The following is a 10,558-nucleotide window of genomic DNA, read 5'->3' as shown; positions in this document are numbered from 1 at the left end:
GACCGTGATCTGCCTACCCCACGCCGGTGGAGCGTCAAGCTATTTCCGACGGTGGATACCTGTCACACCCGAACGGGTCGAACTCCTCGGCGTCCAGTATCCCGGCCGCGAGGACCGGATATCCGAGCCTGTGCCAGGGACCGTGTCAGCACTCGCTGACGAGGTCGCGGCCGCCGTTGCCAGTGAACTTCGAGAGCGCCCTAGACCACAGTGGGCACTCTTCGGGCATAGCCTCGGAGCAGCCATTGCCTTCGAAGTCACCCGACTCTTGGAGAACCAAGACCTCCAGCCTGACCGTCTGATCGTGTCTGCCCGGCACGCACCGCACATCCGGAGGGCAAGCACCCTGCACTTGGCCAGCGATGACCAGCTCGTCGCAGATCTGCGTCGGCTCGGTGGGACCGCTTCGCCAGTCCTGGACGATCCCGAGATCCGCTCGCTGCTACTCCCCACGATCCGGGCCGATTACCAACTCGCGGAGACCTACCAGCCCAGCGCGCTTGAACCGGGCACCGCTCCGAGCGAGGCATGCATTCCCATGATTGAGACGCCGGTTACCGCAATCGTCGGCGATCGTGACTCAGAAGCCAGCCCGGCCGACGGACGACAATGGGCGGCCGTCACCCGTGGCTTGTTCGAGATCCGGGTGCTGCGCGGCGGGCACTTCTATCTCGCCGAGGATCCTCGAACGGCCGTCAGCGAAGTCACCAGTGCGTTAGCACCCGAGCTCACCAACTGGCCGTCCACCCCGTAATTGCGCCTGCAACCCACTGTTCGAGACCAGGAGCCTCCATATGACCCTCACACCACCTATCCGACCATCCGGCCTGACCACGTGGCCGAACGACGCCGCCCTGACCTACCGACGAGCTGGAGCGTGGGCAGACCGACTTCTCACCGAGGAATTCAACGACTGGTGTCTCAGGAGCCCTGATGCGATTGCCGTGATAGCAGGCGTGGAGAAGCTCACATACACGCAACTCGCCGACAGAGTTGCCCGCCGGGCGGCAGGGTGGTCTGGTCAAGGTATCCGTCCGGGTGACCGGGTACTGGTGCAGGTGCCCAATCGTATCGAGTTCCCGATCGTATTGCTGTCACTCATCCGTGTCGGTGCCGTGCCGATCCTCACTATGCCGGCGCATCGACACAGGGAAATCACCGCCCTCGCGAGACGTTCTGGAGCCGTTGCCTACGTGACGGTCGATCGTGAGCGGGGCTTCGACTACCGGGATCTCGCTGCCGAAGTACAGTCAGCAGCTCCTCAACTTCGACAGGTCTTCGTCGACGGAAATCCGGGACCCCACCTATCGTTGGCACGCGTCGACGCGGACCCTGCGAGTGTGCCAAGCGATGAGAGTGCGGACCCGGGCGACATCGCGCTTCTGCTCCTGTCCGGAGGCACTACCGGCGTACCGAAGCTCATTCCGCGCACCCACAACGACTACGCCTTCAACGCCCGCGCTTCCGCCGAGCTCTGTTGCTTCGATTCCCACACCGTCTATCTTGCCGCTCTTCCTACAGCGCACAACTTCGTACTCGCATGTCCCGGAATTCTCGGTACATGGGCGTCCGGTGGCACCGTGGTTCTGGCGCCATCGCCCGCACCAGACGAGTGCTTTACCCTCATCGCGCAGCACCGGGTCACGCATACCGCACTCGTCCCCTCGCTCGTGCAAGTCTGGCTCGACGCCGCCGAATGGGAGCACCCCGATCTGTCCAGCATGGAACTGTTGCAGGCCGGCGGCTCACGGCTGCCCGCCAGCCTTGCCCGTCGAGTTCGAACTGACTGGCAGGTGACTGTGCAACAGGTCTACGGCATGGCCGAAGGACTGCTCAACTTTACCCACCTTGATGACCCCGACGACATCACCGATAACACCCAAGGACGGCCTCTGTCCTCCCTGGATGAAATCCGGATAGTCGACGAAAATGGGAAAGACGTGCCTTCCGGTGAGGACGGCGAACTCTGGGCCCGAGGTCCCTACACCATCCGCGGATACGTCGCCGAGGATGAGATCAACCAACGAGCCTTTTCGAGCGAGGGCTTCTATCGTTCTGGCGACCGTGTTCGACGCTTGAGCGACGGAAACTTGGTCGTCTCGGGTCGAGTCAACGAAACAATCAGCAAGGGCGGGGAGTCTATTGCCACCGATGACATCACCGACATCCTACGAGAACACCCCGCTATCAGCGACTGTGCAGTGGTCGGGATCGCAGGTGACGGTGTGGATCAGCGGATCTGCGCGGTCATTGTCCCCTCAGGCACCCCGCCGACCCTTAAGCAACTGCGGGAATTCTTGCTTGCCGAAGGGATCGCCGCGCACAAGCTCCCTGACGTCGTCGAATGTATGCCCGCACTTCCACTCACGACCATCGGCAAAATTGATGCCAACGCCATCCGCCAGAACCTCGGCCTGAAGAAGGAATAGAACGAGGGCTCAACAATATCCAAATAGAAAATACGCGGATTTCGTATGCATGAGACTCTACACAGTCCTGACAGTTTTCGCGCAATTCTCCCTGTTGCCATCGCTGTCGAAGAGACCGACGAGGATGTGAGCGAATCGGAGCTCTTTATCGAGGAGAAGGCACAGGCGGTAGATGCAGTCCGGTCGCGACGCCGGGAATTCGCAACCGTACGTTTCTGCGCCCGCCAAGCCCTAGGACAGCTCGGATACCCTCCTGTTCCCATCTTGTCCGGCCGGCGGCGCGAACCAATTTGGCCAGATGGGATTGTCGGCAGCATGACGCACTGCGATGGATACAGAGCCGCCGCAGTTGCATCAAAAGCCGACATGGCTGCGGTTGGAATTGACGCCGAGATCAACGAGCCGCTCCCCGTGGAGGTGGCGGATTTGATAATGTCCGAAAACGAGGCACAAGCAATCCGTTACCTCGTATCGTCCGAGCCGTATGTTGCCTGGGACCGCCTCCTTTTCAGCATAAAGGAGAGCATCTTTAAGACCTGGTTTCCGCTGACAGAGTCATGGCTCGATTTCACCCAATGCGAAGTATCAATCGAGGCTAGTACATTCGCAGGACACCTACGTATTCCAGCTCCCGCATTTAACGGCATCGACTTGAGTTGCATACGAGGACGCTGGACAGTCTGCCGTCGACATCTCCTAACGGCGGCTCTTGTGGTGGCAAGCGATGGACTGGAAGAAAGGTGAAGTCTGCCCACGTATTCGCTATGTTCTACACATATGCGATCCACCATCACCCGCGCAAGGATCAACACTCTATTTTAGAACTATCAAACCTCACTGCAGCCGATGAATCGACCGGGCAGTCGACAAAAATCTGAAGGAAAAGAGAGCAAGCTACCACCAGCTCACTCCCGAGGCAGTTACTGAAGGGCCCTCGACAAGATCAGCGACACGGTTCTCGACTCGATGCTCGCACAAGATCACGCGCCGCGCGGGTCGCGGTCGAAAAGCCCGTGACTGAGGGCACAGGGCTCGAGGACACCGCCTGGTTGCCTCGCGCTTGCCGACGCGCACGTCACAGTAGACGGGGCGCAAGTGGGATTAGCCACATTTGGTAACTTGTGATTGATCCGGGCTAACACCTCACATGATGTCAGGATCTAGCCGCCCACTCGCCCTGCTCGCGAGAATCGGCTCAATGTCGACATCGTCCGCGTGTCAAGCCTCACGGTCGAGTAATGCAGACACCGAGTTTTCACGCCTTCCCCGCGCGCCTAGAGTGCTGCCACCACTTACGTCCAGCCCAGTACCGGTGGTGCGAGAGGACTCATCCGAGAGGAGGAAATGCACTCCGGCGGCGACATCCGCTGGCTGCGACACGTTTCCAAGAACTGAGAAGGACGACATGTACTCTCGAACGCGCTCGTCGCCGAAGGCTCGATGCCCGTTGTTCGTGAACCCGGGGATTACGTAGTTGACACGTACACCCGAGGGCGCGATAGCTTCGGCCATATTAACCGTCAACGACTCCAGGGCAGCCTTGCTCATCGCGTAGACCAGATCCCCCGAGCTAGAAAAATGAGCACTCGCTGAGGAGACGTTCACGATGGCCCCTCCCGTGCGGATTCGCGGCATAAGCGCCTGGGATAGGAACAGCGGCGCTTTCACATTGATGGCGAAGTACTCGTCGAAATCCTTGGGAGTCGTGTCCAAGAACGAGGGGCTGAGCAGCTTCGCCGCGTTGTTGACGAGTCCGTGGAGCACCAGACCGTCCTCTTCGGCACGAGCAGCCTCCGCAGCGATGCGGTCGACCGCGTCCTGCTCGCGGAGGTCAGCCCGGACGAGCGAGAGATGTCCACCCGCGTCGTTCACCCGGTCTCGGAGGTGTTTGGCCTTCTCTTCGCCGCGGTGATACTGCGCGATGATGGCGTAGCCCTCCGCGACGAGCCGGCTGCAAATCGCCTGCCCGATCCCTCCCGAGGCGCCGGTCACGACGACAACTCTCCCTTCAGTGCTCATCAGCCACTCCCTCCTGCACTTTGGCAGCTAGTGCAGGTACACGCGTACCCGCGAACGCTGCCTTGCCTACGCCGTCTTGCATGAGCCGTCCTGCGACATTATCGCCTTCGGTCTTCTGCAACCGGATGATCGATCGCGGCTCGAGTTCGGTGTAGTGAAGGAACTCAAGCTGCAGGGATCTCAGCTGAGGTTCGCCTGTGGTTGCCCCGAGGATGCGCTCGAGGGCGCACACGACGCTCATTGCGGAGACGTGGTCAGAGGCGTGATCCGAGAGAATCGGGTCGGTGTCATCTATAACGAACGGGTGGTCGTGCCATATCTCCGGTGATTCCAGGTCCCGGTCCCCGTGATCTGGCGTCCCGATCGGGTTGCGTTGGCGCAGCCGTTCGTAGACCGGGCGTGGAATGAATCGAGCCCGTGTCCGGCCCTTCGCAACGCGGCCGTCCTGCGTGACGATGGTGTACTCCTGATCGAGTCGCCTGCGCGCGCCCCGGTCGGAGTTCGTCACCGTGACGTTGACGATGCCGGATACCGGGATCCTCTCGACGTGTTCGTGCAACCGCAGTTCGATGAGGTCGAGGACGAACACGTGGTCGTATGGGATGCCGAGGCCACGGTGGACGTGAACGATTCCGGCTTGTCGCTGGACCTCCATCAAGGTGGACAGGTGAAAAGTACTGACAGTGCCCGGGATGCTGTAGGCGGCGGTGAGGCCCCCGTGCGGCTCGAGGCGTGCAGTGCGTGTCCACACGGCGAATGGGTTCCTCTTGTGCGTCTCGTGCTGCGTGACGCGAGTCATCGGATCGGGGCCTTCCGCGTGGTTCACGGGCTGGGCGTATGCGCGCGTGGTCATTGCACATTCTCCCAGGCCGAGGGCAGGAAGATGTAGTAGCTCACGATCGTGTAGATGACGGCCGCGACGAAGACGACGATGGCGGCGATCAGCGCTCCGACACCGAGTTTCGGGGTGCCCGTGCTAAGTCGGATACCGTTCCAGGCCGATCCTGCCGAGAAGATGGCGAGGATCGCAGCGAAGTGCGGCATGACGATTGCGCCGATGACCGCCAGGCCGCTCATGATGAGTGAGGACCAGATCCACCCGCGGCCGCCGCGGTTGTGCTGGCGCTGGTCGGCGTCGACAGGGGCAGCAGCGCTCGGTGTGGGCTCGGGCTTGGGGCTGTTCCAGAAGTCGGGCTGGTTCTTCGGGTCATTCATGGTGATTCTCCTTGGGATCGTAGGTACTTGAAGGGTCGAGAGTGCGTCAGGTGTGTGCGTCGGTGCGCTCGAGGACGAGGGTGTTGGCCGCGGTGAGCACGGCGGAGAGCACAAGGGACGCCGCAGTGATGATTGCGAGCACAGCGGCCGTGATCTCGCCGGTGTCGGCGAAGTTCCCGGTGCCGAGCTGGGCGGCGCGGCTGACGGTGGCGTAGGGGCTGACGAAGATCGCAGGGTCGATCCCGACGACGAGCAGGAACGTGGAGAACCCGGCCCCGAGGAAGGCGACGGCGACGGGGGCGGCGAACGACCGCATCTGCATCGACAGCCACGACTGCAGCACGGCGACCGGGATCGAGGCGATGACGATGGTGACGGAGACCGCCAAGTATTGCGGGGGAAGGAACCCTGGCAGGCCGAAGACAAGTTTGCCCAGTACGACGGTCGAGGCCGTGGCAATGATCTGCATGATCGCGGCGAGCACGGCGACCACTCCGGCTTTCGCCAGCACGATCCTCAGCGAGGAGGTGGGCCCTGCCATGAGGGCGTTCCAGTTGCTCCCGCGGTGCTCTGTGCGCCAGACGAGGGAGGCGAGGATGGCGATGCCCACGGAGAGCGGGAACAGCCCGTAGAACACGATCGAGCGCATCCACAGCGTGTGCCAGCCGTCTTCGAGGGCGCGGCCGTCGATGAGGGTGATGATCGACCCGGAGGCGACCATGATGATGGGCAGCAGGACGGCGACGCCCCAGCTGAGCGAACGCTTGAGCTTGATGAGCTCTGCGGCGAAGACCTTCATCTCAGACCTCCTGACGGTCGAACGAGCGGGCGAACAGTGCGAACACGACAGCGGCGACCAGGCCGAGACCGGCAACGCTGAGATAGCTGGGGGTGAGCGGCGCGAGTTCGCCGTCGACGTAGCCGGCGGCGGTGGAGAGCGCGTAGTAACCCCACGGAGTCAGGTGTGCGAGCCAGACGGGCACCGCTGTCGAGAACATCGCCAGGACGACGCCGAGCAGTCCGATGCCGATGCCGACAAGCTGGTTCTCGACCCGGGCGGCGAGCACGATGTGCAGTGCCAGGAGGGCGAGGTTGACCACGAGGATGCACAGCGTCAGCCCGATCCATCGATCTGCCGGCCACGGTGCCGCGATCCCGAAGGCAAAGCCGGCCGCGGCGAGCACGAGGCTGGAGCCGACCGTGACACCGGTGATGAGGATCCCCAGCGCCAGGAACTTCGCGCGGCAGAGCCGTCCAGGCGCGAGCGCCGAGGTCGCTGACATGAGCCAGCCGCCGCCCTGGTGCTCGGCGTCGACGAGCCGGCTGGCGATCACGGCCAGCAGCAGCGGCGAGACGAGACTGACTCCGGAACCCATGCCCAGAAGCAGCGTGTTCCACGCCGACTCGGTGGACACGTCGAAGTCGGGGGTGAGCACGCCGGCGTACAGGCCGATCACGACCACGACGACGAAGAGAACGGCGACTAGGAGCAGCACATGCAGGTGCCGCATCTTCGCGAACTCATTGACCAGCGCCCGCCCCATCACAGCCCACCACCGGCGGTCAGGCCCATGAACACGCTCTCGAGGGTCTGCTCGTCGCGGCGCACCCCGTGCACACCGATCGCCTCGCCGACCAGTCCTGTGACGATTGCTGCGACGGCGTTGTTGGTCTCAACCCCGGAGAGACGGACCGTGCCGTTCTCAAGCCGCGCCCCATGAGGCCGCGCGAGCATGGCCTGCGCCCGCCGCGGGTCGGAGCAGTCGATGAGCAGATCGGGCGCCGCGGCGGAGAACAGCTCAGCCCGCGTGCCCTGGAAGATCATCTTTCCCTGGCTGAGGATCCCCAGCACGGTGGCGGTCTTGTCGACTTCGCCGAGGAGATGGGACGAGACCATGACCGTAACGCCGCCGGCGGCGAGCCGCCTGAGCAGGTCGCGGATCTCTTCGATGCCCGCGGGGTCCAGGCCGTTGGTAGGTTCGTCGAGAATCAACAGCTTAGGCTGTCGCGCCAGCGCCATCGCGATGCCCAGGCGCTGCTTCATCCCGAGTGAAAACTCGCGGACCTTCTTGTTCATCTGGTCCTGCATGCGCACGGTCCGGACGGCGAAGTCGATGTTCTTGTCGTCCAGATTGAGCAGGCGCTGGACGATGCGCATGTTCTCGGCGCCGGTGAGGTGTGCGTAACCGGGCGGGGACTCGATGAGCGAGCCAATCTGGCCGAGCAAGCCGCGGCGCGTGCTGCGGTCCATGGGACGGCCCAGCACGTGGGCCTGTCCGCTAGTGGGCCGGATGAGCGAGAGCAGCATCTTCATGGTCGTGGACTTGCCCGACCCGTTCGGGCCGAGGAACCCGTAGACGCTACCCTCGGGGATGCGTAGGTTGAGCTTGTCGACGACGGTGCGGCTGCCGTACGTCTTTGTGAGATTCTCAGTGGCGACGATGTAGGACATGCATCCACTCTCGTCCGCACCGCGTGCGATGTCGTCTCGCAGCAGGACTATCTTTGGCTAAGCATTCTGAGTACCGCGCGGTGAGCCGTAAGCACCACGCTTATCTGTTCGGTCCTGAATGAGCCTCTTACTTTCATCGCCCGGGTTTCAAGAGTTCAGAGAATCAACCGGATGGTGAGGCGGTGCTCGCTGCGAACGGAGAGGATTCCCCGCCGCGGCGAGCACCGCCAACTGCGACGTGCTCAGCACGAGACCTGATTTCATGACGCGGCAACGCCACGATGCGGCCTTCGCAATTCAGCCCTCACCAGGGCTGTCACCGTAGGGTCGTCTTCGGTCACGGGTTGTCGCGGTCGAAGAACGGGAGTGCCTCTTCCAGGTACGGGAGGAACGGCAGTCCACCCGTGTCCTCGTGGAAGCTCCCGACGTCCGTGATCTGCGGAGTCTGGTACGTCTTCATCGCTGTCTCACCTCCTCTCGTCTGATCGGTACTGGGACGGCGAACTGCTTGCTTGCGAACGCTCGCCCTCCGAGGTTCGGTCATGGCCGACCAATCCAACCTGGTAGGCCATGACCACCGCCTGCGCTCGGTCGCGCAGACGGAGCTTGGCGAGGATCCGGCCGACGTGCACACGCGTCGTGCTTTCGGCGATCACCAGCTCCTCAGCGATCTCACCATTGGACAGTCCCTGCGCGATGAGGCTGAGCACCTCCCGCTCGCGGTCCGTGAGTACGTCGAGCTCTCCCGCATCGCGCTGCGGGGCCTCCTCCGGGCGCAGAGCGGCAAACCTATCCAGGAGTCGGCGCGTGGTGCTGGGAGCCACCACGGCGTCGCCGTCATGGACGTGACGAATCGCGGTGACCAGCTCGTCCAGAGGCGCGTCCTTGAGCAGGAAGCCCGAAGCACCGGCCCGGATCGCGTCGTAGGCGTGTTCATCCAGGTCGAAGGTCGTGAGCACCAGCACAGGTGGGCCCCCGGCCTCCCGAATGCGTCGAGTCGCCTCGACGCCGTCCATCCGCGGCATCCTCACGTCCATGAGCACGACGTCCGCCTTGACGGTGCGCAGGAGGTTGATCGCCGCCATACCGTCCTCGGCGTCGCCCACGACCTCGAACTCCGGCCGGGTGCTCAGCACCATCCGGAAGCCCTCCCGGTACATCTCCTGGTCGTCGACCAGCAGCAGGCGGATCGGTGAATGGTTGCTCATGTCGTCCCTCCGATCGGTAGCACGGCGTGCACCTCGAAGCCTCTCTGCGGCCGTGGCCCGGTCTTCAGCCAGCCGCCGTAAGCTGTGACTCGTTCTCGCATCCCCACCAGGCCGTGTCCCGACCTCGATGCGGGCGCTTCCGCGTTCACCCCGGCGCCGTCGTCAGCGATCCGGAGGTCGATGACAGCGTCGCGATAGGTGATCGCGACCATGACCAGGCTCAGCAGCGGGCCTCCGTGCTTCCGGGCGTTCGTCAACGCCTCCTGCACGATGCGGTAGGCCGCCAGGTCAACGCCCGTAGGCAGTTCGACCGGGCTTCCTGTCACCGTGAGGTCCACCCGCATGCCGGTCGCACGGTTCTCCTCAAGGAGCCGCTCCAGCGAGTCCAACCCCGGCTGCGGAGCCCGCAGCGCGGCCTCGTCGTCACGGAGAACATCGAGCATCCGGCGCATCTCCGCCATCGCCTCTCGCCCGGTATCGCGCACCCTGGCCATTGCTCGACTCGCCTCTTGGGGTGCGGACTCGGCGGTTCGGGCTGCACCGTCGGCCATGACGACCATCGTGCCCAGACTGTGCGAGACGATGTCATGGATCTCCCGGGCTATCCGGGCTCGTTCTTCCGCCGCCGAAATCGCGGCCTGCGCGTCCCGTTCGCGTGCGAGCTGGTCCGCGCGCTCCCGGAGAGCCTCGAGGCGACCGCGCCGATGACGGGCAGCAACCCCGAACATCGCCACGCACACAGCGGCCAGGACGATGACACCGACTTCACCGATGCGCATCATGCCCGCCTCGATGAAGGCCAGACCGCCAACGACCGCCCACACGCACACGGCGGCGAGCGCCGAGGCGACCACTGTCCACCCGAACCTGGTGGCGAGGGTGAACAACAACAGCGCGGACATCGTCATCGATCCCGGCGAGAGGCCAAGGCCCAGCAGGAGCAACCCCCAGGCTGCGACCGACACGATGCCAAACGTGACCAACGGCCAGCGACGACGCAGCGGGAATACCGCGCACATGGCGACGGCGGCGATGAAGGCTGCGATGGCACCCGGTCCCAAGCCGCGCTGGTAGGAGACCAGGGCGATGTACATCGCCTCGTAGCCGAGGACGAGGATGCTCACGAGCGAGTCCGTGACCCACCGATGCTGCTGGAGCCACGCTCCAGAAGCCGTCAGCTTCGTCTCCATCGGGACCCTCCGGCACTGCTGGCTCGATGAGCCGCTGGCGTCAGC

The 10,558-nt window shown here is 63.6% G+C and carries 12 protein-coding genes; 3 read left to right on the top strand and 9 right to left on the bottom strand.

The genetic code is table 11. The features are described from left to right. Positions 1–4: 4 nt before the first annotated feature. Genes HMPREF2757_RS05865 through HMPREF2757_RS05855 form a run of 3 tightly spaced genes read left to right on the top strand, consistent with a single transcriptional unit; the run spans position 5 to position 3,173 of the window. A complete protein-coding gene (locus tag HMPREF2757_RS05865) occupies positions 5–754 on the top strand; it encodes a thioesterase II family protein (RefSeq protein ID WP_256278280.1) in 750 nt (249 codons plus the stop codon). Positions 755–794: 40 nt separating this feature from the next. Further along, complete coding sequence (locus HMPREF2757_RS05860) at positions 795–2,429, top strand: (2,3-dihydroxybenzoyl)adenylate synthase (protein WP_070574228.1); 1,635 nt, start codon at positions 795–797, stop codon at positions 2,427–2,429. Positions 2,430–2,474: 45 nt separating this feature from the next. Continuing rightward, the gene (locus HMPREF2757_RS05855; RefSeq protein WP_070574226.1) at positions 2,475–3,173 is read left to right on the top strand and encodes a 4'-phosphopantetheinyl transferase family protein; all 699 of its coding nucleotides are present in this window, start codon (positions 2,475–2,477) and stop codon (positions 3,171–3,173) included. A 474-nt stretch (positions 3,174–3,647) separates the two neighbouring features. On the opposite strand, the gene HMPREF2757_RS05850 is transcribed toward HMPREF2757_RS05855, so the two are convergent. From HMPREF2757_RS05850 to HMPREF2757_RS05815, 9 genes are all read right to left on the bottom strand, one after another. Then, positions 3,648–4,448, bottom strand: coding sequence for an SDR family NAD(P)-dependent oxidoreductase (locus tag HMPREF2757_RS05850; RefSeq protein WP_070574224.1), 801 nt, complete (start codon positions 4,446–4,448; stop codon positions 3,648–3,650). Continuing rightward, positions 4,438–5,301 carry an AfsA-related hotdog domain-containing protein gene (locus tag HMPREF2757_RS05845; protein WP_070574223.1) on the bottom strand — a complete coding sequence of 288 codons (864 nt, stop codon included), beginning with the start codon at positions 5,299–5,301 and terminating at the stop codon, positions 4,438–4,440. The genes HMPREF2757_RS05850 and HMPREF2757_RS05845 overlap by 11 nt, the downstream gene beginning before the upstream one ends. Further along, on the bottom strand, positions 5,298–5,663 hold the full coding sequence (locus HMPREF2757_RS05840; protein WP_070574221.1) for a hypothetical protein: 366 nt from the start codon (positions 5,661–5,663) through the stop codon (positions 5,298–5,300). Before HMPREF2757_RS05840 ends, HMPREF2757_RS05845 begins: the two co-directional genes overlap by 4 nt. A gap of 46 nt (positions 5,664–5,709) precedes the next feature. Continuing rightward, a complete protein-coding gene (locus tag HMPREF2757_RS05835) occupies positions 5,710–6,462 on the bottom strand; it encodes an ABC transporter permease (RefSeq protein WP_070574219.1) in 753 nt (250 codons plus the stop codon). Between the two features lies 1 nt (position 6,463). Continuing rightward, the gene (locus tag HMPREF2757_RS05830) at positions 6,464–7,207 is read right to left on the bottom strand and encodes an ABC transporter permease (protein WP_083304133.1); all 744 of its coding nucleotides are present in this window, start codon (positions 7,205–7,207) and stop codon (positions 6,464–6,466) included. Continuing rightward, the gene (locus HMPREF2757_RS05825; protein ID WP_070574217.1) at positions 7,207–8,115 is read right to left on the bottom strand and encodes an ABC transporter ATP-binding protein; all 909 of its coding nucleotides are present in this window, start codon (positions 8,113–8,115) and stop codon (positions 7,207–7,209) included. The genes HMPREF2757_RS05830 and HMPREF2757_RS05825 overlap by 1 nt, the downstream gene beginning before the upstream one ends. A gap of 337 nt (positions 8,116–8,452) precedes the next feature. Next, positions 8,453–8,575 carry a keywimysin-related RiPP gene (locus HMPREF2757_RS11910; RefSeq protein WP_176745899.1) on the bottom strand — a complete coding sequence of 41 codons (123 nt, stop codon included), beginning with the start codon at positions 8,573–8,575 and terminating at the stop codon, positions 8,453–8,455. A 7-nt stretch (positions 8,576–8,582) separates the two neighbouring features. Next, entirely contained in the window at positions 8,583–9,323 is a 741-nt protein-coding gene (locus HMPREF2757_RS05820) for a response regulator (protein ID WP_083304132.1), read from the bottom strand. After that, positions 9,320–10,447 carry a sensor histidine kinase gene (locus HMPREF2757_RS05815; protein WP_176745898.1) on the bottom strand — a complete coding sequence of 376 codons (1,128 nt, stop codon included), beginning with the start codon at positions 10,445–10,447 and terminating at the stop codon, positions 9,320–9,322. The genes HMPREF2757_RS05820 and HMPREF2757_RS05815 overlap by 4 nt, the downstream gene beginning before the upstream one ends. Positions 10,448–10,558: the final 111 nt, after the last annotated feature.

Source organism: Brevibacterium sp. HMSC063G07 (genome assembly GCF_001810665.1).
In the GTDB taxonomy this organism is placed as follows: Bacteria; Actinomycetota; Actinomycetes; order Actinomycetales; family Brevibacteriaceae; genus Brevibacterium.
Note: the sequence above shows the minus strand (reverse complement) of the source record. Positions and strands in the feature narration are given on the sequence as shown.

Coding starts and splice junctions, on each gene's coding strand:
- HMPREF2757_RS05860 (WP_070574228.1), top strand. CDS start 795: ATGACCCTCACACCACCTATCCGACCATCCGGCCTGACCACGTGGCCG.
- HMPREF2757_RS05855 (WP_070574226.1), top strand. CDS start 2,475: ATGCATGAGACTCTACACAGTCCTGACAGTTTTCGCGCAATTCTCCCT.
- HMPREF2757_RS05850 (WP_070574224.1), bottom strand. CDS start 4,448: ATGAGCACTGAAGGGAGAGTTGTCGTCGTGACCGGCGCCTCGGGAGGG.
- HMPREF2757_RS05845 (WP_070574223.1), bottom strand. CDS start 5,301: ATGACCACGCGCGCATACGCCCAGCCCGTGAACCACGCGGAAGGCCCC.
- HMPREF2757_RS05840 (WP_070574221.1), bottom strand. CDS start 5,663: ATGAATGACCCGAAGAACCAGCCCGACTTCTGGAACAGCCCCAAGCCC.
- HMPREF2757_RS05835 (WP_070574219.1), bottom strand. CDS start 6,462: ATGAAGGTCTTCGCCGCAGAGCTCATCAAGCTCAAGCGTTCGCTCAGC.
- HMPREF2757_RS05830 (WP_083304133.1), bottom strand. CDS start 7,207: ATGGGGCGGGCGCTGGTCAATGAGTTCGCGAAGATGCGGCACCTGCAT.
- HMPREF2757_RS05825 (WP_070574217.1), bottom strand. CDS start 8,115: ATGTCCTACATCGTCGCCACTGAGAATCTCACAAAGACGTACGGCAGC.
- HMPREF2757_RS11910 (WP_176745899.1), bottom strand. CDS start 8,575: ATGAAGACGTACCAGACTCCGCAGATCACGGACGTCGGGAGCTTCCAC.
- HMPREF2757_RS05820 (WP_083304132.1), bottom strand. CDS start 9,323: ATGAGCAACCATTCACCGATCCGCCTGCTGCTGGTCGACGACCAGGAG.